The following is a 20,301-nucleotide window of genomic DNA, read 5'->3' as shown; positions in this document are numbered from 1 at the left end:
GCCGTGTCGTCAGCTCAGACCGGGACCTTGCTGTGGGACTGGCCGATGGCCGCGCCTGATCGGGCCGCCGTTTCATGTGCCTCCCCGCCCAGACAGATGCTGCACAAGCCAGATCATTGCCGACACCGCTGCACCGGCCCAGAGCGTCACGATCACCAGCGCCGCAACGTGGCTGACGGGGCGGTGGGCGGATGCCGCGGCCGCCGCGCGATGCTGGCGCATTACCGCGACCGGAATCCACCGTATTGCCAGCAACAAGCCCAGCGGCACCACCACCACGTCATCCAGATAGCCGAGCACCGGAATGAAATCGGGAAACAGGTCAATGGGCGACAAGGCATAGGCGGCGACCGGCAAGGCCAGTGCTTTCGCATACCATGGCGTGCGGGGATCTTGCGCGGCCAGCCACACGGCGTGCACATCTTCCTTGACTGCGCGAGCCCAACGCCGGGAACGTGCGATCAAATGAGCCAGAAGATCCCGGCGCCACAAATGCAGACGCACATCGTCCAGCACCGGAACCGCAGCGAGGGCAAGCAACAGGGTTGCCAGCGCAAGTGTGGCGCTGAACCCGACGTGCTTGAACCCCAGGGCGCCAATGACGCCGCCGGCAAAGAACAATACGACGAGTGTGATGAGTACCTGCAGCTTATGCCGATTGGCGAGCACCGGCGGCTTGCTCGAATCGGCCCTGGACAGGTTCCAATAGAACAGCTTGCCCAGTTCGATACCGATGTCGGTGACCATGCCGGTCACGTGCGTGGTGCGGATCTCGGCATTCGACAGCTTGGTGACCATGGCATTTTGCAAGCCCATGATGAAACAGAGCACCATGACTGTTGCCGGCACGAACAACCATTCGTGGTGTTCGAGATTGCTGCCTAGCAGGCCAAAACACACCAACAACAAGGCTTCCAGCATGAGCGGCAATGCGTATTCGCTATGCAGTCGCTCGCGCCGGGCCCAGTTGATCAGTACCGCTGAGCAGGCGGCGCCCGCCAGGAACGACAGCAAGGCCCCAAGGCCGTCCAACATCAGCCAGAAACTGCCAAGCGCCAGGTTGTCGGCCATGGCGGACACAACGCCCGACATGTGCGAGGTGTACTGCTGCACGGCCAGGAAGCCGCCTGCGTTGGTTGCTCCGGCCACAAACGCCAGGTAGCAGGCCAGTTGCCGATTGCTGCCGGGACTGCGCTCCTTCCCAGTCAGCTTGCGCAAGTACAGGATAGGCATGGTTGCGTTGGTAAGGAGGCTTGCGCGGGGGAGGGCGGTGTCAATACCGGACCTGCGGTCTTGCCAGCTTCGGCCAGGCCGCACGATCCGACGCAAGGCGCTCGCCGCGTTTCAGGCGGCGAGCGGCCGCGGTCAGGCTTAGCGAATGCGCGGTTTCCAGGATGCGCGCTCGTGCAATCAGCGCGTCCAGGGAGGGCAGCTTGTGCGCCCCCTTCCAGGCAAACAGCGTGTAGTTGGAACTGTCTTCGGAAAGAGAAATCGACATCGACTGGCCGAACGCGGTGCTGACTTCCTCCAGGTAAAGCGGGATATCGGGATCGCTTTCGAGAAAATTCGCGACCAGCACGCCGGTATCGGCCAGGCGGGCATGACAGGCGGCATAGAAGTCTGCCGTCCCCAGCTGCACCGGCATGCCATCGGCCAGAAACCCGTCCACCAGGATCACGTCCGGTCGCGCATCCTGGTTCGCAACATAGTCGGCGCCATCTGCGCAAACCACCTCAAGTCGTTCGTCGTCCGGCGGGATCTGGAATTGCTCGCGCAGGGCGATGACCGCCGGATTAATTTCAATTGCCACGATCTTGGTGTTGGGCAGATGCCGGTAGCAGTACTTGGCAAGCGAACCGCCACCCAGGCCGATCATTGAGATCCTGGCCGGGACTGGGTGCAACAACAGGAATCCCATCATCGTCCGGGTATAGCCCAGCACGAGCTTGTCGGGATCCTTGCGCGACATGAAGCTCTGGGTCGCGAGCGCGTCGAAATGCAGGGACAGGGCGTGCTGGGTTTCCAACACCTTGGGCGTACCGTCGTGGCTCGCCTCGGCAAGGAACTTCAGGTAGGCGTCGAACGAGGTGCGGTCGGCATGCATAGCTCAGGATTCCATCAAAGCGCCTTGGGAAGCGCCTCTCCCCGCAACAATGCCGCGATGGTGACGACAGCGGCGGCTTCGTCCGCTCCGTCCGCCTGGATGCGGATGTGCGTTCCCACCCGGGCGGACAGGCGCATGACCTCCATCACGCGCTTGGCGTTTGCAACCCAGGGGCCACTGGTAAGCAGGATCTCGCACTCAAATTGATTGGCCGTGAAAGCCAGCCGTGCGGAATTCCGCCCTTGAAATGCATTCCCGGCAGTTACCGCTATCGTCACTTCTACCACTGCGCCCCTCATCAAAAAGTTGTGCCCCCTGAAGACTTGTTTGCGCGGGACCGCGCGCCCTGCCAGCATCTACTAAGACATGCCGGCGCATCTTGGAGATGTATACTATTATAATGCCATTATTATATGATGACATTGTTAGACGCATGGAATCCAAGACTGCCCGCCTGACCGTATTGATCGATCCGGAGAAGAAAAAGGCCTTTGAGGCGCTCTGCGCCGCCCAGGACCAGACGCCATCCCAAGTCGTTCGCCAGATGATTCGCGACTATTTGCAGCAGTACGAGGTGGACTACGCCACCCGGCCGACGCTCGGAGCGCCAAGGTCAGTGGCGAAGGAACGCGGGTGATGCAGGAAGGGGCCAGCCGGTGCCCACGCTCAGGTGCACACCTCAGGTGCACACCGCTGTTGCCAGGGCCGGATCACTAGCGTCTTGTGGCACTGGTCTGCCGGACGGCGCTTAGTATTGCGCGCAGGATCTCTATCGGCGGCGGTGGACAGCCCGGCACCGTTATGTCTACCGGGATGACATTGGCGACGCGGCCGCAGCTCGCATAGCTCTCCCCGAAGATCCCGCCAGTACAGCCACAGTCGCCTATCGCCACCACCAGTTTCGGCTCCGGGGTTGCCGCATAGGTGCGCAGCAGGGCCTCTTCCATATGACGCGAAACGGGTCCCGTCACCAGGAGCATGTCGGCATGGCGCGGGCTTGCGACGAACTTGATGCCCAGGCCTTCGATGTTGTAGTAAGGATTGCCGAGTGCGTGGATTTCCAGTTCGCAGCCATTGCAGGAGCCTGCGTCGACCTGCCGGATCGTCAGCGCCTGCCCGAGAATGTCGAGCAGCTCCCGGTGGATGCGCTGGATGGAGGCGGCCTCGTCCGCCGCGCCGCGCGGAGCAGGCTCAGTAACGATGCCGGTATGTGCGATCTGCTTGAGGATTTTCCACATCAGAGATCGTGCCCCGAATAGCTGAGGTTGAAGGATTTGTTGATCAGCGGAAAGTCCGGCACGATGTTCCCGATGATGGCATGCTCCAGCACCGGCCAGTTCTGCCACGACGGGTCGTGGCAATGGCAGCGCAGAATGCGGCTGTCATCGGCAAGGTCGAGCGCGACCAGGACTTCGCCACGCCAGCCCTCCACCCATCCGACCCCGATGGCGGCGCCGGCGGGCGCTTGCGGAACGATTCGCGTGGCACCCTCCGGCAGGCCTGCACAGATGGCACGGATCAGTCGCAGCGACTCCAGCACCTCATCGAAGCGCACCGCCACCCGGGCGGCGACATCGCCGCCACGGTGCGTGGCCATCTTCACGGCGACGCTATCGTAGGGCCGCCAGGCATGGTCGCAGCGCAGGTCCGCGGCGCAACCGCTGGCACGTCCGGCCAGGCCGGTAAGCCCAAGCCGGGCGGCAAGCTGCGGCGTGACGCAGCCTGCTCCAAGAAATCGGTCCTGCAGGCCCGCATGTTCGTCGTACACCGCACGCAGCACGCGTACTTCCCGCTCGATGTGACCGCACTGCTGTTCCAGGCGCTCAGCCATGGCTGGTGCCAGGTCTTGCGCAACGCCGCCCGGTACCACGGCGTCCATCATCAGCCGGTGACCGAAAGCCTCTGCGGACAACCGCTGCCAGTCCTCGCGCAGGCGCGAGAATTGCGCCAGGCCGAAGGCCAGCCCCGCGTCATTGCCCAGCGCCCCCAGGTCACCCAGGTGATTGGCCACCCGCTCACGCTCGAGCATCAGGGCGCGCAGCCAGTCCGCCCGCGGTGGAGGCGCGCAGCGCCAGGCGGACTCCAGCGCCATGCAATAGGCCCAGGCATAGGCCACGGTGGAATCGCCCGAGACCCGGCCGGCCAACCGGTAGCCCTCGGGCGGCGCCAGTTCGGTGAAACGCCGCTCGATGCCCTTGTGGGTGTAGCCCAGGTGTTCCTCCAGCCGCAGCACCTTCTCGCCGACCACCGAAAAGCGGAAGTGGCCGGGTTCGATGATGCCGGCATGCACCGGCCCGACCGCGATCTCGTGCACGCCGTCGCCCTCCACGCGCACGAAAGGATAGTTGGCAGGCAATATGCCGCCGGTGGCCGCACCCGCCGGCGCGCCGCCTTGCAGCGGCCGCGCCCCTGCCGGCCACAGGCCGTGGTCCAGCCAGGGCCGGCCATCGCGGCTGTCCTGCACGGGGATACCCACCAGGTCGGTCATGGCACGTTGCATCCGGCCCGCGCATGGGAATACGCCGGCCAGGTCCGGCACGGCGGGCGCGACGCCATCCAGTCGCAGTTCGAGCCACATCAGCCCCCGCGCCGCGGCGTATGTGACGCATGCCGTCAACGTGCCGCCGCTGGCACTCCGATCAACGCCCCACAGCGCAACGAGGCGCCCGCCAGCGTCCGCCACCGCGCGGGCCGTGACCGACCAGCCGTCTGGATCGACCCGGCCATGCCAGACTGGCAGCGGCGCGGGCAACCGCTCCAGGTTGAGGCCGGGATCGGACAGAGTCATCGGTTCAGCTCCCAAGCATTGCGGCTGCCTGCCGGTACCAGGTGTCGAGATAGGGCGGAACATAGAGGCCCAGCATCAGCCCCAGGGCGAGGTGCGTGAACACCGGGACCAGCGCTGGCGGATGCGCCAGCGGCATGAGCGTGGTGTCGCCGAAGACCATCGGCTGCACCCGGCTGAACACCGCGGCGAACGCCAGCCCAAGTGCCAACAGCAGGAAGGGCGTGGCCCACGGCTGTTCGCGCATGGCGGTGGTGACGATCAGGAACTCGCTGGCAAAGACCCCGAACGGGGGCATGCCCAGGATGGCGAGCACTCCTACCATCAGGCCCCAGCCGACCGTGGGACTGACACGGATCAACCCGCGAATATCGTCCATGACTTGCGTGCCCGCCTTCTGCGCGGCGTGGCCGACGGCGAAGAAGATCGCTGACTTGACCAGCGAATGCACCGTCATGTGCAGCAGGCCGGCATAGCTGGCGATCGGCCCGCCCATGCCGAAGGCGAAGGTCATCATGCCCATGTGCTCGATGGACGAATACGCGAACATGCGCTTGATGTCGCGTTGCCGGATCAGGAAGAAGACAGCCGCGACCACCGATAGCAGGCCGAACCCCATCATCAGGCGGCCGGTCAGATGGTTGCCAAGCGCCGCATCGGTCAGCACCTTGCAGCGCAGCACGGCATAGAGCGCCACATTGAGCAGCAGGCCGGAGAGCACGGCGGATACCGGGGTTGGCCCCTCGGCGTGGGCATCGGGCAGCCAGTTGTGCAGTGGGACCAGGCCGACCTTGGTGCCATAGCCGATAAACAGGAAGGCAAACGCCAGCGTGATGATGTTGGGATCGAGCTGGCGCTTGACCGCGTCCAGGTTGGTCCACAGCAGGGCCCCGCCCTCCGGGCCGATGACCTGCTCGGCGGCCATGTACAGCAGCACCGTACCGAACAGCGCCTGGGCAATCCCCACCCCGCACAGGATGAAGTACTTCCAGGCGGCCTCGAGGCTCGCGGCGGTGCGGTAGACGCTGACCAGCAGCACCGTGGTCAGCGTGGCGGCCTCCATCGCAACCCACACGATACCCATATTGTTGGTCGTCAGCGCCAGCAGCATGGTGAAGGTGAAGAGCTGGTACATGCTGTGGTACAGACGCAGCCGCGGCGGCGTCATCTTGCCGTGGTCGTGCTCCACCCGCATGTACGGCCGCGAAAAAATCGAGGTGGTCAGCCCCACGAACGCGGTCAGCGCAACCAGGAAGACGTTCAGGGCATCGATGTAGAACTCCCGGTCCCATGCCAGCATGGGACCATCGGCGACGATTTGCGCCGTCAGCACGCAGGCGGCGAGGAATGTGCCCAGGCTGAAGGCGACATTGATGTCGCGGGCGCGCTCGCGATGTCCCGTCAGCGCCAGCACCAGCCCGCCGGCAAGCGGAAATCCAAGCAGAAAGGCCAGCGCGGTCAACTCAATCCTCCTTCAGCTTCTCAAGGTGACGGATGTCCAGGCTGTCGAACTGCTCGCGGATCTGGAACATGAACACGCCCAGGATCAGCACGCCGATCAGCACATCCAGCGCGATGCCCAGCTCGACCACCATCGGCATGCCATAGGTCGCGGCGGTGGCCGCAAAGAAGAGGCCGTTCTCCATCGCCAGGAAGCCGATGACCTGCGGCACCGCCTTGGAGCGCGTGATCATCATCAGGAAGGACAGCAGCACGCAGGCCAGCGCAATGCCCAGCGTGCCGCTGGCGAGCTTCAGCGACAGCCGCGAGATCGGCATGGTGAGGTTGAAGGCGAAGATCACGACCAGGATGCCGATCAGCATCGTGGTGGGAATGTTGATCAGCGTCTCGACGTCCCTGCGGATCCGGAGACGATCGATCACGCGGTGCAGCAGATAAGGGATGAGCAACGCCTTGAGGATCGCGGTCAGGCCGGCCGACAGGTAGAGGTGCGGCTGGCCCGTCACGTAGCCGACGATAGCCGTGGCCAAGGCCAGGGTCGCACCCTGCAGCGTGAACAAGTTGATCAGCGACAGGATCCGTCGTTGCGAGATCATGGCGAAGGCGAGGATCAACAGCACCGCGCCGAGCAGGTTGACAAACTGGGTGAGGAGTACGGTCACTGGACTGGCCTCCCGGGGTTCAGCGTGCCAGCAGCAAGTGGACCAGCATGCCGATCACCGCCAGCAGAAAGGCGGTGGCCAGGAACTCCGGCACGCGGAAGATGCGCATCTTGGCGCTCGCCGTCTCCAGCGCCGCCAGCAGGATCCCGCCCACCATGAGCTTGAACAGCAGCGCGGGCAGCGCCAGCAGCATGGCCAGGGGAGCTTGCGCTTCAGCAACGCCCCATGGGAAAAACAGCGCCAGGCCGATGCAGGAATAGGCGAACAGCTTCAGGCTTGCCGCCCACTCAAGGAGGGCCAGATGCCGCCCCGAATATTCCAGGATCAGCGCCTCGTGGATCATCGTCAGCTCGAGGTGGGTGGCGGGATTGTCGACCGGTATGCGGGCGTTCTCGGCCAGGGATACCATGGTGAACGCCACGCCGGCAAACGCCAGGCCGGGATAGATGGCCAGGTCCCGGTGAGCAATCGTCTCGACGATGGTGGTGAGCGAGGTCGACTTGGAGACCAGCGAGGCGGAGAACAGCACCATCAGCAGCGCCGGTTCCGCCAGGAAGCCGATCAGCATCTCGCGCCGCGCTCCCAGGGACCCGAAAGCGGTGCCGACGTCCATCGCCGCCAGCGAGATGAAAACCCGCGCCAGCGCGAACAGGCCGACCAGGGCAATCGCGTCGGCGGCCGGTGCCAGTGGCAGATCGGTGGACACGGTCGGGACGATCGAGCAAGCCAGCGCCATGCAGCCGAACACCACGTAAGGCGTGGCGCGGAACAGCGGCGAGGCATTGTCCGCGACCACCGAGTCCTTGTTGAACAGCTTGTGCAGCATGCGATAGGGCTGCCAGAGGCTGGGTGCCGACTTGTTCTGCAGCCAGGCCCGCCACTGATTGACCCAGCCGGTCAGCAGCGGCGCCAGCGCGATCGAGATCACGATCTCAAGCAGCTGTGACAGGATCCCGGTCAGGTTCATGCGGCCCTCTTCACATCACGGCCAGCAGCGTGGCGGCCAGGGTCAGGAAGCTGTACAGCAGGTAAACCGAGATGCGTCCCTGTTGCATCAGGCCGATCAGCCGGGCCAGGTACGACGCCAGATCGATCACGGGGACATACATCCAGCGCCAAAAATGATCCGCCACTGTGACCCGGTAGTGCGGCTGCTCATCGAATGGCGTCGGCAGGTCGCGGCGCATCAGGAAAAACGGCTCAAAGATCTGGCGGATCGGCTGCCCGAACCCCTCGGCAGTGTCCTGCATGCGCGCGGTGCCCCAGGGAAAGCCGCAAGCCCAGGGCGGGCTGCGGCGAAGCCGACCGTGGTACAAGCGGCGCACCAGCAGGTAGGCGAGCGCAACGCTGGCCAGGATGCCTGACAGGAAAATAACCGGCCCGTAGCTGGCCTGGGCCAGGCCATTCGGCGCCAGCAGCCAGCTGCTGGCCGCGGTCCGGGCGCCGAGTCCGCTCGCCACCAGTTGCTGCGTCACCGGATCGATCAGCTGGACGAATTGCGTCGGCAGCAGGCCAAGCGCGATGCAGCCCAGCGCCAGCCACAGCATGCCCGCGCGCTCCCAACGGCCGGCGTCGTGCGCGTTGGCCAGACTGGGCTCACGGGGCTGGCCGAGGAAGACCACGCCGAAGAACTTGACCATGGTGTAACCGGCCAGTGCCGCCACCAGCGCAATCAGCGCGGCGACCACCGGGATCAGCATGGTCAGTATCGGTTCCGGCAGACCAGGCGTGAACAGGAAGCTCTGCAGCAGCAGCCACTCCGAGACGAAACCGCCAAGCGGCGGCAGCCCGGCGCTGGCCAGCACGCCCAGCAGTGTCAGCCAGCCCACCCATGGCATGTAGCGAATCAGTCCGCCTAGCTTGCCCAGGCTTCTCTCGGTGGTGGCATGCAGCACGCTACCGGTTCCCAGAAAAAGCAGGCTTTTGAAGAATGCATGGCTGGCGACATGGTAGAGCGCGGCCGTCAGGGCGAGGGCGGCCATCGGCTTCATGCCGTAGGCCGAGAACAGCAGTGTCAGCCCCATGGCAACGAAGAGCAGGCCCATGTTCTCGATCGACGAATAAGCCAGCAGCCGCTTCATGTCGGTCTGAACAGCTGCGAAGACCACGCCGAACAGCGCGGTGGCCAATCCAATCGCCAGCAGCAATCCGCCCCACCACCACAGGCGCATCGGCAGCAGGTCGAAAGATACGCGCAACAGGCCGTAGATGGCAGTGTTGAGCATGACGCCGCTCATCATTGCCGATACCGGTGACGGCGCGGCCGGATGCGCCTCCGGCAGCCAGATGTGCAGAGGCAGGATGCCGGCCTTGGCGCCGAATCCGAACAACGCGAGCAGGAAACCGGCGGAGGCCCAGAACGGTGTCAGCGCCTGGGCGCGCATGTTGGCAAACGTATAGTCGCCGGTATTGGCCTGCAGCACGCCAAAGCACAGCAGAATCGCAATCGCCCCGATGCGCGCCATCGTGATGTAGAGATAGCCGGCGGCGCGCACTTCGGCGATGCGGTGGTTGGCGGTCACCAGGAAGAATGAAGCCAGGGCCATGGTTTCCCACATCACCATGAACGAGTAGGCGTCGTCGGCCAGGATCACCCCGGCCATGCTGGCAAGAAACAGGTGGTATTCAAGACAAAGCAGGCCTGGCGGCGTACCTTCGCCCGTGCGGAAGTAGCCAGCCGCAAACGTGGAGATGCCAGCCGCCGCTCCCCCCATTACCATCAGGAAGTAGGCGGACAGGCTGTCGAGCCGGACGTGGAACGGCAGCGATGGCAGGCCAATGGGCAGCACGGCTGCCTCGGGCGTGCCGGACACAGCGTGCAGCGCCAGGCTGAACAGCGCAAGCCCTAGCAGTCCCCCGATGGGGAACAGCACGTGGGATACCAGGGCAAACCGATGCAGCGCCAGGACCCCTGCCACGCCGATAAGCAGCCAGGCCCCAACCACAACAAGCATCCAGTCGAGATGGAGCCATTGCGTGAGAGGGGGCACGGTGCTCATGGATCAGGCTCCACGACGGGTCGTACGGCGCTTGGCAGGAGGTGCCGCGTCGCGCCGCGACGACGCGCCGACCGGTGGCCTCTCTTTGCCCTTGGCTTCCGCCTTGTCCGTGCCTACGCCGCTGGGCACGTACTGGACGCCATGCTGGGCCAGGTAGTCGCGGATAAGCCGCCGTATCACCTGCGAGGCAGTCAGATCCTGTTGTGCGCAGAGGCGCTCGAAGGCGGCCTTCTTGTTGGGATCGATGAGCAACGTAAGCCGAGCGGTCTTTTGCTCCATGGGATCCTCAAGATGGCAATACGATGATTACATGAATCACATCATAGATGATGGCCATGCGAATCAAAAGGCCTGGACGCTGCCATTCCTTTACTCGCTGCAACCAGGGCAAATACACTGGACGGCGTCGCACATTCGTCGCTGGCGTTTCCTGCTGTCAGCCTAGTGCATGCGGCGCTGCAGCATCCCGCTGTCGCCGGTGCGCAATTCTCCCAATGCGGTCAGCGCCATCGAGTTTCTCGTTCCGCGTGTGCTAGGCTGAAGGCGAAATCCTGCCGCCCACGCGGAGACACCAATGGTCGAAGCTTCCGAACTGAAGTCGGGCATGGTCATCATGCTTGAAGGTGAACTTCATAGCGTTACCAGCGCCGGGTACCACGCCGGCGGCGGCCAACAGGGGAGCGCAGTTTTCGCCAAGTTCAAGAGCCTTAAGACTGGCCACATCAAGGAGTTGCGGTTACACCCGGGCAACAAGCTCGAAGAGGTCGCGCTTGATCACCAGGAGATGGAATATCTGTACACCGATGGTGACGCCTTTTTCTTCATGAATCCCGACACCTTCGAGCAGATCAGTTTTCCTGCGGAAACCATGGGCGCATACCAGAAGTTTCTTCGTCCCAATATGCGAATCCCGGTGCAGCTTTATGAGGGCGAGCCAGTCACCATCGCATTCCCCCCTGCGGTCGAGGTAACCATCATGTCCACGCCGCCGGGCCTGCACGAGCATGAATCCTCTACCTTCAAGGCTGCCACGCTGGAGAACGGCATGGAAGTTCTCGTTCCTCAGTTCGTCAAGGAAGGGGACACGGTGCGAATCGAGGTCGCTTCAGGAAAATATTTGGAGCGGATAAGGCGAGGGACGCGAAAGGCGTGACTCCGGTGCCGCGCGACTCCCTGCATGCGCAGCGCCGCGTACAGTTCCGGCGGGACGGGGGCGGCAGCGTCGGCAGTACCGCATTCGGCACCTGATAGCCATCAGCGACAAAAGGCTTGGCGCGTAAGCGCGGCGATACTTCCGTCGCATTGGTTCTACGGTCCTCTTGCCTCCTTCCGGACGGCTTCGTCGTAGCGTGTTCTTTGTCATGCCGGGCTGTCAGCCCAGTCCTATATTTGACACAGTGCCAATCGTGCTGCGCGACGCACCGCGATGATTTCGCTAACAGGAGGGCAAGATGAACGACATCCAATCTGATTTCTCTATGCGCAAGGACGCATTGGCCCGCGACGTCGATACGCTGATGGCCGACGTTCAGGCACTTCTTCATGATGTCAAAGCCGAAACCGGCGTAGGGACCAGCCTTGAGCGCCATGCACTCAAGGCCCGGCAGCGCGCGCTGCAGGAGCGCATCGTTACGCTGCGCGAAGAAAGCCGCGCCAAAGTCTCCGAGTGGGCGACAACGACCGATCGCTACGTTCATGAGCATCCGTGGCAAAGCATGGGTACTGTGGCCGCCATCGCGGCTACCACAGGCGCTATCGTCGCGCTGGCTGCCAGCCACCGTTAGGCATTCGTGACTGAGGGACCGGCACGGCAGTGACCCGTGCTGGTCCCGCAAGGGGCACGTGTTTTTTGCCATGCCGGCAAATGGCTACAGCCCCTTGCGGGAGCCTCGATCTAAGTGGCGACACATCTGAGCGGCAATACAACAACTGTGCCCGCCAGGTGCGATTGCCCAGACGCGCTACGCTGGACGGTCTGCTTACGTGCGACCCGCAGGATGTTTACCCAGGAGGCCAGTCATGGACGGGCTGACAAAGGAAGAGTTGGCGAAGTTGGTGGCCCAAATGGACGCTGAGGAGTTGCGCATTCGTGCCGTCGCCGGAACCGCGGATTCGCCTGTTGTGGCGCCAACACAACGTGAACACCTTGATGATGGTGAAGTGGCGGACGAAAAGACTGTGCAGCGCCAGGGCGACGCGATGCTGAAACACTATCGCATGCAACTGGCCGACATTGAAGCAGCCCGGTCACGGATGAGGAGCGGCCAGTATGGCGTCTGTATTGACTGCCAGCAGGCGATCCGTTTCGCCCGCCTGCAAGCGTACCCGACCGCCACGCGCTGCACGGCATGCCAGAATCTCCACGAACACCGCCATCCCCGCCAGGCGCAGGAGACGCGCCGACCGGCTTCCGCAGATCTTTCGTCGCCGGACTGACTTACTCGTTCCTGAGATCAATGCCGAAGCCGCCCGCCAGTTCACAATCGATGATCCCGGCGGCGTAGGCGAAAAGCCAGTCCTCTGCCTCCTCCAGCGTTGCGGGCGGGTGGGGCCAGTCCGGCGTAAAGCGGATGCCCATGTCCTCATTGCGCGTGGAGATCTGGACTCGCCCGCCTGGCTTGCCTGGCTCAATCACCTCCGGCACGAAGAGCGCAACGTGGAATCCCTTGTAAGACCGCTTTTTTTCCAGCATTTCAGCCTCCGGCAATTTACGATGTCCGTAGCTCAGCCCGAGCGCCGGACTGTCTTGAATTCAAGATATAGCGAGGCGCGGCTAATGCCTAGTAATGCCGCGGAACCCCGGCGATCACATCGGAGCGTGCGGTTGAATTTGACCTAGACTGAAAAAGTGCCTTCGCGCGCTTCGAGGCTGGGCAATGGAGCTTCATTGGCAGCCAACTGATGCGGGCGAATGACAATGGCACAGGCAACACACAATCATCTGCTGCCTGAACTCATGTGGATTGGTGTTCACGAAGGGGGCATCATGTTGCAAGCCAGTGAAATGCAGCAACGTTTTAGTCATCTGCAGCAAACCATCAGCGAGACATCCCGGACTTGTCATGCCGATACGGGGATTCCACAAGACTTGATGAACTGGGTGGATGAGCTCGACAAGGAGTGCAAATCGGCATCGAAGGTCGTGTCTTCCAAGGATGAGGATCGGATCCGGCAGTGGGTCGATGATCTCGAACGGATCGGTGATCGTGCAGACCGCGCTTGCCAGCAGGCCGGCAGTCTCGATGCAAAGGTCAAGGATGCAGTCAGTTCGATGCATTCGGAACTTGCTGACCTGAAGCGCCAACTGCACTAACTTATCTGACAGCCCCGGTCCAACCAGCCGGGGCTGATTGCATGCGCCGCGGTCAAGGCGCGCACGATCTCAGGCCGCAGGCAAGGCCAGGTTGCACCTGCACCCCGCCTGCATAGGCGGCCTCCCTCAGCCCTGCAGGGCACCCAAAATCACCTCCTGCACACGCGCTTTCCAGGCGGATCAGCGCGCTGGAGAAGGCCATTGGCCTGCGGCTGCTGCATCGCACGATGCGCAAGGTCGAGCTGACCGAGGCCGGGCAGCTCTACTACGAGCGCTGCAAGCGCATCTGGACGAAGCACGGATCGCCCACGAGCAACTGGGGGAGATGCTGCCGCCTGGCAATGCTGGGCCTGGGCGTGGTCTTGCTGGCCGAGGAGGTGGCGGCAGAGGACGTGGCGGCCGGCCGCCTGCGCCGGATATTGCCTGGCAGGCAGACCAGGCCGACGCCGGTCTATGCGCTGACCGAAACACGCTTGCTGCTGGCAAAGACACAGCGCTTTATCGAGTTCCTGAAGGAGTGTCTGGGCACCAAAGCGTGAGCACACAGTGATTGCGCGCCGAACGCGCAATCACCTCCAGCGACGGTAGCCCTCACTTGCGCCGCATTTGCATGACCGTAGGCTTGCCATCAACGTTGTCGAACGTCACGGATACCGCCTCGCCCTCCTTGAAATCCTTCAGCGATGCGCGATCCTTGACGGGGAACGCCATGGTCATCGGTCCCATGCCGAGGTTGGCGATCGGTCCGTGCCTGAGCGTGACCTTGCCGGCCTGCGCATCGATCTTCTTGATCTCGGCTGCCACGGGTTGCGGCGCCTGCTGCGCGGGTGCGGACGGCTTCATGTCCATGCCGTCCATCGATCCCGCTGCGAATGCGGCCGGCGTGGTGGCGAAAGCCAGCGCAAGGGCGAGCGTCTTGATGGAATTCATTGTGGTTCCTTCTGAAGTGAGGGGTGTACGGAAACTGGTTGAGGTCTGGTCTGGCGCCGGCGCATCAGCAAATACACCGCCGGCACCACGAAGAGCGAAAGCAATGGCGCGGTGAGCATGCCGCCCACCATCGGCGCGGCAATGCGCTGCATGACCTCGGAGCCGGTGCCATGCGACCACATGATCGGCACCAGGCCGGCAAGGATGACGGCGACGGTCATTGCCTTGGGGCGCACGCGCAGCACCGCGCCTTCCTGGATGGCCTCAAGCAGCGCGGACAGGCTGGCATCGCCCTGGTTCGCGCGCGCGGTCCATGCCTGCTTCAGGTAGAGCAGCATGATCACGCCGAATTCCGCCGCCACGCCCGCCAGCGCGATGAAGCCGACCACGCCGGCAACCGACAGGTTGTAGCCCAGCAGGTAGAGCAGCCAGAAGCCGCCGATCAGCGCCAGCGGCAGCGTGCCCATGATGAGCAGGGCTTCATCGAGACGGCCGAACACCAGGTACAGCAGCACGAAGATGATCAGCAGCGTGAACGGCACTACCACCTTCAGCTTTGCGGCGGCCCGCTCCAGGTATTCGAACTGCCCCGACCAGCTCAGCGAATAGCCAGCCGGCATCGGCACCGCTTTCGCAACGGCGGCCTGCATATCCCGGACGGCCGAGCGCAGGTCACGCCCGCGGATGTCGACATACACCCAGCCCGACAGTCGCGCGTTTTCGCTGCGCAGCATCGGCGCTCCCTGCACCACCTGGATGCGCGCCACGTCGGACAGCACGATCTGCTGGCCCTTGTCCGTGACGATGGGCAGGCTGCGCAGTTGCTCCACCGAGTCGCGGTAGTCGCGCGGGTAGCGTACGTTGATAGGGAAGCGCGCCAGCCCGTCGACGACCTCGCCCACATTGTCGCCGCCGATGGCCGACGATACCACGCTCTGCACATCCGCGATGTTCAGCCCGTAGCGGCCCGCCGCCACGCGATTGATGTCGATATCGACATAGCGCCCGCCGCTCAGCCGCTCGGCCAGTGCCGACGTCACCCCCGGCACTGTCCTGACGGCTTCCTCGATGCGCGTTGCCAGGCGATCGATCTCCTTCAGGTCCGCGCCCGCCACCTTGATGCCGACCGGGCTCTTGATGCCGGTGGCAAGCATGTCGATGCGGTTGCGGATCGGCGGCACCCAGATGTTGGACAGGCCCGGCACCTTGACCACGCGATCGAGCTCTTCCACCAGCTTGTCGGTGGTCATGCCGGCACGCCACTGGTCGCGCGGCTTGAACTGGATGGTGGTCTCGAACATCTCGAGGGGCGCCGGATCGGTCGCGGTATCGGCGCGGCCGGCCTTGCCGAATACGGTCGCCACCTCGGGCACGGTCCTGATCAGGCGGTCGGTCTGTTGCAGCAGCTGCGCCGCCTTGCCGGCGGAAAGGCCTGGCAATGCCGACGGCATATAGAGCAGGTCGCCCTCGTCGAGCGGCGGCATGAATTCGGCGCCGGTACGCAGCATCGGCCACGCCGTCGCGGCCAGCAGCACTGCGGCGACCGCAAGGGTGGTCTTCGGGTAGGCCAGCACCCGTGCCAGCACCGGCCGATAGGCGCGGATCAGCCATCGGTTCAAGGGGTTGGACTGCTCCGAAGGAATCCTGCCGCGGATCATGTAGCCCATCAGCACCGGCACCAGCGTCACCGACAGGCCCGCCGCCGCGGCCATGGAATAGGTCTTGGTAAAGGCCAGCGGCGAGAACAGCCGGCCCTCCTGCGCCTCCAGCGTAAAGACCGGGATAAACGACAGCGTGATGATCAGCAGCGAGAAGAACAGCGCGGGCCCGACCTCGGTGGCGGCCCGGCCGATCACGCCCCAGCGCTCGTTCCCTGCCAGCTCCCGGCCGGGGTTCTCGGCATGCCAGTGTTCCAGCTGCTTGTGCGCGTTCTCGATCATCACGACCGCGGCATCGACCATGGCGCCAATGGCAATGGCAATGCCGCCCAGCGACATGATGTTGGCATTGATGCCCTGGTAGCGCATCACCAAAAAGGCGGCCAGCACGCCCAGCGGCAGCGACACGATCGCCACCAGCGCGGAACGCAGGTGGAACAGGAACAGCAGGCACACCAGCGCGACCACGGCGAACTCTTCGGCCAGCTTGTGTGTCAGGTTTTCCACCGCGCGCTTGATCAGCGCGGAGCGGTCGTAGGTGGTGACGATCTGCACACCGGCAGGCAGGCTCTTCTGCAGCGTGGCTAGCTTCGCCTTGACCGCCTCGATGGTTTCCAGCGCGTTCTTGCCTGAGCGCATCACGATCACGCCGCCGGCAACCTCGCCCTGGCCGTCAAGTTCGGCGATGCCGCGCCGCATCTCCGGGCCGAGCTGGACGATGGCGACATCGCCCAGCCGCACAGGAATGCCGGCATCGCTGGTCACCAGCGGAATCTGCCGGAAATCGTCGAGCGTCTTCAGGTAGCCGCTGGCGCGCACCATATACTCTGCCTCGCCCATTTCCAGCACCGACCCGCCGGCCTCCTGGTTGGCGCCCCTGAGCGCCGCCAGCACCTTGCCCTGCGACAGGTTGTAGGCGCGCATCCGGTCCGGCAGCAGCACCACCTGGTACTGCTTCACCATGCCGCCCAGCGAAGCGACCTCGGCCACATTGGGCAGCGATTTCAGTTCGAAGCGCAGGAACCAGTCCTGCAGTGCGCGCAACTGGCCGAGGTCATGCTGGCCGGTCTTGTCCACCAGCGCGTACTCGTAGATCCAGCCGACGCCGGTGGCATCCGGCCCCAGCGCCGGCCTGGCCGCGGCAGGCAGGCGGGACTGCACCTGGTTCAGGTATTCCAGCACGCGCGAGCGCGCCCAGTACAGGTCGGTGCCATCCTCGAACAGCACATAGACGAACGAATCGCCAAAGAAAGAGTAACCCCGGACCGTCCTGGCGCCGGGCACCGACAGCATGGTGGTGGTCAGCGGATACGTAACCTGGTTCTCGACGATCTGCGGCGCCTGGCCCGGGAAGGGCGTGCGGATGATCACTTGCACATCGGACAGGTCGGGGAGGGCGTCGAGCGGCGTGCTTCGCACCGCCCACAGGCCCCATGCGGTCAGCATCACCGTGGCCAGCAGGACCAGGATGCGGTGGCGGATCGAGGCCAGGATCAGGCGCGCGATCATGGCCGGGCTCCCTGGGCGGTGCCGGCGGGCTCGACCGACGACAGCATGGCCGCGCCGTCGCGGTCCAGGTGGAAGCGGAAGCGGATGCGGTCGCCAGGCTTCAGTCCCTTGGGCAGGCCCGTCGGCGGCGCGGCGAAATCCATGGTCATCGCACCCCACTGTGCCGACGGGATGGGGCCATGCGAGATGGTCAGGCTCTCGCTGCCGTTCACGGCTTCGATGCGGCCTGTGCCTTCATGCTCGGCCGATGGTGCGGCAGGTGCGGAGGCCGCAGGCGGGGCGGACATGCGTTGCGCGCTGCCGCGCAGGCTGGCTTCCGAGTCGATCAGGAACTGGCCGGACGTGACCACTTTCTGTCCCGGCGCCAGTCCGTCCAGCGCCTCGACCATGCCATCGGCTTCGCGGCCGGTCTTGATCTCGGTGGCAACGAACCCTGCCTGGCCGGCATCGACCATGACGATACTGCGCTGGCCGGTGCGGATGACCGACTCCGACGGGATCAGCAACGCTTCCTTCTGCGCGCCACTGTCGAAGCCGACCGTGACAAACATGCCCGGCAGCAGGCGCCTGCCGGGGTTGGGCAGGATGATGCGGGCCTTGACGGTGCGGGTCGCCGGGTTGACGTCGGGAAGGATGGCGTCGACCTTGCCGGCAAGGGGGCTGGCCGTGCCGCCCTGCAGTACCGTGGCCGCCGCGCCGGGCCGGATGGTGCCGGCCTGGCCCTCTGGTACCTCGGCAATCACCCACACCTGGCTCAGGTCAGCCAGGCGGAACAGCGTCATGCCCGGCGACACGGTCATGCCCTCGCGCACCGCCACCTCGGTCACGAGGCCATCGACCGGGCTGGCGATGGCAACACCGGGCTGCGGCTTGCCGGATCTTTCGACCGCACTGACCTGGCCCGGCGTCATGCCTGCCTGCAGCATGCGATTCCTGGCAGCACTGCGCAGGTCGTCCAGATGCTCGCTCGCTGCCATGCGTGACACGGCCAGGTATTCCTCTTGCGCCGCGACCCAGTCGGGCGAGTACAGGGTGACCAGCGCCTGTCCGCGCCGGACCGGGTCAAGGGTGGCCCGGACCGCGACGTGCTGCACAAAGGCGTTGGTGCGCGCCTGGATGACCTGCACGCTGCGTTCGTCGATGGCGACATTGCCGGGCACCTGTAGCATCGCGGCCAGCCGTCCAGGCTTTGCCTCGGTGGTGCGAATGCCGAGGTTTTGCGCGACATGGCTGTCGACGGTGACACCGCTGCCGCTGCCATCGCCGTCCGCGTAGACCGGCACCAGTTGCATCTCCATGAAGGGAGATTTGCCCGGCTTGTCGAAGCGCTGGCCCGGCACCATGGGATCGTGCCAGTACAGGATCTTCCTGCCGGTCTTCGGATCGATGTCGCCGGCCTTGAGCACGGTGGATTGCGCGCCAGCCGTGCTCGACGGTTGCGCAGTCTGTGTGCCGCGCGTGAACCCGAAGTGGTAAGCGCCGTAGAGGGCGATGCCGGCGACGACCAGCCCGGCTGCTGCTGCAATGATGTGCTTCTTCATTTTGCCTCCCTCACTGCGGCTTCGGCCTGGGCGGTAGGCAATGGCACCAGGTAGTTCAGGTCCGCCCACAGCTTCGCGGTCTTTGCCTCAAGCAGCAGGCGATCCATGGCGGTGTCGATGGCGCGATGGTTGGCTTCGGCGACCGCCGCCAAGGTGCCCGTGCTGGCGCGGTAGGCCGTCAGTGCCGCATCCGCCTGTGCCCGCGCGAGCGGCAAGGTCTTGTCGTCGTAGCGCCGCAGCCGGTCAAGGTTGCGCTGCAGCTCGGCCAGCCTGGCGCCGACCATGGCCTGGGTATTGCGCCGGACCATTTCCAGCCTGGCCCGCGCGTCATTGGCCTGCGCCAGCCGCGCACTGATTTCGCGGTCCTGGCGGTTGCCCCGGTCCCACGGCAATGGGAAGCTGACATTGAGCGAGCCCATGTTCGAGTAGGCCGAGCCGCGCTGGCTGTACATCAGCTCGACCGTCACGTCCGGCTTGCGGGCTTCCGTTGCCACCTGGATTTCCGATTCGGCCAGCGCCACGTCGCGCTGCGCAGCCGACAGTTCGGGCACGGCCTCGAACTCGCCCCTGGCGAGTTGCCGGGCGCCCGGCGGCACTTCAAGCGGTGGCCGCTCCGACAGCGGGCGCCGCGCAGCGGCGCCGACCCAGCGCTCCAGGTTCAGCGTGGCCGTTGCCAGCGCGGCGCGGTTCTCGTCCTCGCGGTCGTGCAGCTTCTGGATTTCCAGCTCCATCGCCAGTACCTCCGCACGCGAGCCGCGCCCGCCGCGGTAGGCCGCGGTGGCGGCCTGCAGCGCCAGTTCAAGCGGATGGCCGTGATGGCCGAGCAGCACGCCGGCCTGCTCCGCATACCACCGGTCGAGCCAGGCATTGACCGCATTGCGCTGCACGCCTGCCAGCCCCACTGTGCGCTGCGCGTCGGCAGCGGCGGCTTCGGCTTCGAAGCGCGCGGCCCTGGCGCGGCGCTTGTCCGCGCGCGTGAATTCCTGCATCACCGAGATCGAGCGCATGGTCATGGAATCCCGGCTCAGCGAGAACGCGTCCGAGCCGTTGACCGGCACGTTGTTGACGCCGAGCTTGAGCACGGGATCCGGCAGGCGGCCGGCGGCGACGGCCATTTGCCCGGCGGCCTCCACGGCGCCGCGCGACGATTCGGCGTCGCCGGCATGGGCGCTCGCGATCGCGACGGCTTCCTCAAGGGAGAGGGAAGGGGCGGATTGCCCGGGCGCGCCTTGCGGCGCAGCCAGGCCGATTGCGGGCGCGCTGAGCAGCGCCACGGACAGGTGACGTAGAAAAAGCATAAAGCCTCCAGGGACGACGACTGCTGCCCGCATGGAAGCAG

General features: G+C 64.7%; 21 protein-coding genes and 1 pseudogene. 7 read left to right on the top strand and 15 right to left on the bottom strand.

The features are described from left to right. Positions 1 to 72 precede the first annotated feature (72 nt). From AC3WRR_RS08915 to AC3WRR_RS08905, 3 genes are read right to left on the bottom strand one after another with little or no spacing between them, the layout of a single operon-like run. Positions 73 to 1,233 carry a DUF1275 domain-containing transporter gene (locus AC3WRR_RS08915; RefSeq protein ID WP_010810537.1) on the bottom strand — a complete coding sequence of 387 codons (1,161 nt, stop codon included), beginning with the start codon at positions 1,231 to 1,233 and terminating at the stop codon, positions 73 to 75. Between the two features lie 40 nt (positions 1,234 to 1,273). Next, on the bottom strand, positions 1,274 to 2,104 hold the full coding sequence (locus tag AC3WRR_RS08910; RefSeq protein WP_439668004.1) for a fused MFS/spermidine synthase: 831 nt from the start codon (positions 2,102 to 2,104) through the stop codon (positions 1,274 to 1,276). Between the two features lie 14 nt (positions 2,105 to 2,118). Next, the gene (locus tag AC3WRR_RS08905) at positions 2,119 to 2,391 is read right to left on the bottom strand and encodes an HPr family phosphocarrier protein (protein WP_136227778.1); all 273 of its coding nucleotides are present in this window, start codon (positions 2,389 to 2,391) and stop codon (positions 2,119 to 2,121) included. A 146-nt stretch (positions 2,392 to 2,537) separates the two neighbouring features. Here AC3WRR_RS08905 and AC3WRR_RS08900 point away from each other — a divergent pair, with 146 nt between their 5' ends. After that, the gene (locus AC3WRR_RS08900; RefSeq protein WP_010810540.1) at positions 2,538 to 2,741 is read left to right on the top strand and encodes a ribbon-helix-helix protein, CopG family; all 204 of its coding nucleotides are present in this window, start codon (positions 2,538 to 2,540) and stop codon (positions 2,739 to 2,741) included. 76 nt (positions 2,742 to 2,817) lie between these two features. Here the strand turns inward: AC3WRR_RS08900 and AC3WRR_RS08895 are convergent, their stop codons facing one another. Genes AC3WRR_RS08895 through AC3WRR_RS08865 form a run of 7 tightly spaced genes read right to left on the bottom strand, consistent with a single transcriptional unit; the run spans position 2,818 to position 10,290 of the window. Beyond that, entirely contained in the window at positions 2,818 to 3,342 is a 525-nt protein-coding gene (locus AC3WRR_RS08895; protein WP_058697946.1) for an NADH-quinone oxidoreductase subunit B family protein, read from the bottom strand. Beyond that, positions 3,342 to 4,892 carry a hydrogenase large subunit gene (locus tag AC3WRR_RS08890; RefSeq protein ID WP_492292500.1) on the bottom strand — a complete coding sequence of 517 codons (1,551 nt, stop codon included), beginning with the start codon at positions 4,890 to 4,892 and terminating at the stop codon, positions 3,342 to 3,344. Before AC3WRR_RS08890 ends, AC3WRR_RS08895 begins: the two co-directional genes overlap by 1 nt. A 4-nt stretch (positions 4,893 to 4,896) precedes the next feature. Next, on the bottom strand, positions 4,897 to 6,351 hold the full coding sequence (locus AC3WRR_RS08885; protein WP_010810543.1) for a hydrogenase 4 subunit F: 1,455 nt from the start codon (positions 6,349 to 6,351) through the stop codon (positions 4,897 to 4,899). Position 6,352: 1 nt separating this feature from the next. Further along, the gene (locus tag AC3WRR_RS08880; RefSeq protein WP_010810544.1) at positions 6,353 to 7,012 is read right to left on the bottom strand and encodes a formate hydrogenlyase; all 660 of its coding nucleotides are present in this window, start codon (positions 7,010 to 7,012) and stop codon (positions 6,353 to 6,355) included. Between the two features lie 19 nt (positions 7,013 to 7,031). After that, complete coding sequence (locus AC3WRR_RS08875) at positions 7,032 to 7,979, bottom strand: respiratory chain complex I subunit 1 family protein (protein WP_058697950.1); 948 nt, start codon at positions 7,977 to 7,979, stop codon at positions 7,032 to 7,034. Positions 7,980 to 7,989: 10 nt separating this feature from the next. After that, positions 7,990 to 10,011, bottom strand: a complete 2,022-nt coding sequence (hyfB, locus tag AC3WRR_RS08870; protein ID WP_058697951.1) for a hydrogenase 4 subunit B — start codon at positions 10,009 to 10,011, stop codon at positions 7,990 to 7,992. A 3-nt stretch (positions 10,012 to 10,014) separates the two neighbouring features. Further along, a complete protein-coding gene (locus AC3WRR_RS08865; RefSeq protein WP_010810547.1) occupies positions 10,015 to 10,290 on the bottom strand; it encodes a ribbon-helix-helix protein, CopG family in 276 nt (91 codons plus the stop codon). Positions 10,291 to 10,585: 295 nt separating this feature from the next. Between AC3WRR_RS08865 and AC3WRR_RS08860 the strand changes: the two genes are divergently transcribed. The 3 genes from AC3WRR_RS08860 to AC3WRR_RS08850 all read left to right on the top strand — a co-directional run bounded on the left by AC3WRR_RS08860 (position 10,586) and on the right by AC3WRR_RS08850 (position 12,447). Then, positions 10,586 to 11,164: an elongation factor P gene (locus AC3WRR_RS08860; protein ID WP_010810548.1), complete on the top strand. Its 579-nt coding sequence runs from the start codon at positions 10,586 to 10,588 to the stop codon at positions 11,162 to 11,164. A 298-nt stretch (positions 11,165 to 11,462) separates the two neighbouring features. Continuing rightward, positions 11,463 to 11,795 (top strand): glycine zipper domain-containing protein, encoded by a 333-nt coding sequence (locus AC3WRR_RS08855; protein WP_010810549.1) that lies wholly within the window; start codon positions 11,463 to 11,465, stop codon positions 11,793 to 11,795. Between the two features lie 235 nt (positions 11,796 to 12,030). Further along, complete coding sequence (locus tag AC3WRR_RS08850) at positions 12,031 to 12,447, top strand: TraR/DksA family transcriptional regulator (protein WP_058697952.1); 417 nt, start codon at positions 12,031 to 12,033, stop codon at positions 12,445 to 12,447. A 1-nt stretch (position 12,448) separates the two neighbouring features. Here the strand turns inward: AC3WRR_RS08850 and AC3WRR_RS08845 are convergent, their stop codons facing one another. After that, positions 12,449 to 12,703: a hypothetical protein gene (locus AC3WRR_RS08845; protein WP_058697953.1), complete on the bottom strand. Its 255-nt coding sequence runs from the start codon at positions 12,701 to 12,703 to the stop codon at positions 12,449 to 12,451. Positions 12,704 to 12,997: 294 nt separating this feature from the next. Here AC3WRR_RS08845 and AC3WRR_RS08840 point away from each other — a divergent pair, with 294 nt between their 5' ends. From AC3WRR_RS08840 to AC3WRR_RS08830, 3 genes and pseudogenes are all read left to right on the top strand, one after another. Further along, positions 12,998 to 13,324: a hypothetical protein gene (locus AC3WRR_RS08840; protein WP_010810552.1), complete on the top strand. Its 327-nt coding sequence runs from the start codon at positions 12,998 to 13,000 to the stop codon at positions 13,322 to 13,324. A gap of 176 nt (positions 13,325 to 13,500) precedes the next feature. Then, positions 13,501 to 13,572: pseudogene (locus AC3WRR_RS08835) on the top strand (hypothetical protein); the annotation flags it as partial. Continuing rightward, positions 13,552 to 13,863: a LysR substrate-binding domain-containing protein gene (locus AC3WRR_RS08830; RefSeq protein WP_492296711.1), complete on the top strand. Its 312-nt coding sequence runs from the start codon at positions 13,552 to 13,554 to the stop codon at positions 13,861 to 13,863. The pseudogene AC3WRR_RS08835 and the gene AC3WRR_RS08830, both read left to right, overlap by 21 nt. Positions 13,864 to 13,915: 52 nt before the next feature. On the opposite strand, the gene AC3WRR_RS08825 is transcribed toward AC3WRR_RS08830, so the two are convergent. Genes AC3WRR_RS08825 through AC3WRR_RS08810 form a run of 4 tightly spaced genes read right to left on the bottom strand, consistent with a single transcriptional unit; the run spans position 13,916 to position 20,260 of the window. Beyond that, positions 13,916 to 14,254, bottom strand: a complete 339-nt coding sequence (locus AC3WRR_RS08825; RefSeq protein ID WP_010810554.1) for a copper-binding protein — start codon at positions 14,252 to 14,254, stop codon at positions 13,916 to 13,918. Continuing rightward, positions 14,251 to 17,421 carry an efflux RND transporter permease subunit gene (locus AC3WRR_RS08820; protein WP_492296709.1) on the bottom strand — a complete coding sequence of 1,057 codons (3,171 nt, stop codon included), beginning with the start codon at positions 17,419 to 17,421 and terminating at the stop codon, positions 14,251 to 14,253. The genes AC3WRR_RS08825 and AC3WRR_RS08820 overlap by 4 nt, the downstream gene beginning before the upstream one ends. Further along, positions 17,418 to 18,962 carry an efflux RND transporter periplasmic adaptor subunit gene (locus tag AC3WRR_RS08815; protein ID WP_492296707.1) on the bottom strand — a complete coding sequence of 515 codons (1,545 nt, stop codon included), beginning with the start codon at positions 18,960 to 18,962 and terminating at the stop codon, positions 17,418 to 17,420. The genes AC3WRR_RS08820 and AC3WRR_RS08815 overlap by 4 nt, the downstream gene beginning before the upstream one ends. Further along, positions 18,959 to 20,260: a TolC family protein gene (locus AC3WRR_RS08810; protein WP_492296705.1), complete on the bottom strand. Its 1,302-nt coding sequence runs from the start codon at positions 20,258 to 20,260 to the stop codon at positions 18,959 to 18,961. Before AC3WRR_RS08810 ends, AC3WRR_RS08815 begins: the two co-directional genes overlap by 4 nt. Positions 20,261 to 20,301: the final 41 nt, after the last annotated feature.

It is taken from the genome of Cupriavidus sp. FW305-3-2-15-C-LB2 (genome assembly GCF_058787575.1).
The sequence above is the reverse complement of the archived record's forward strand: the minus strand, read 5'-3'. Positions and strand labels throughout refer to the sequence as shown.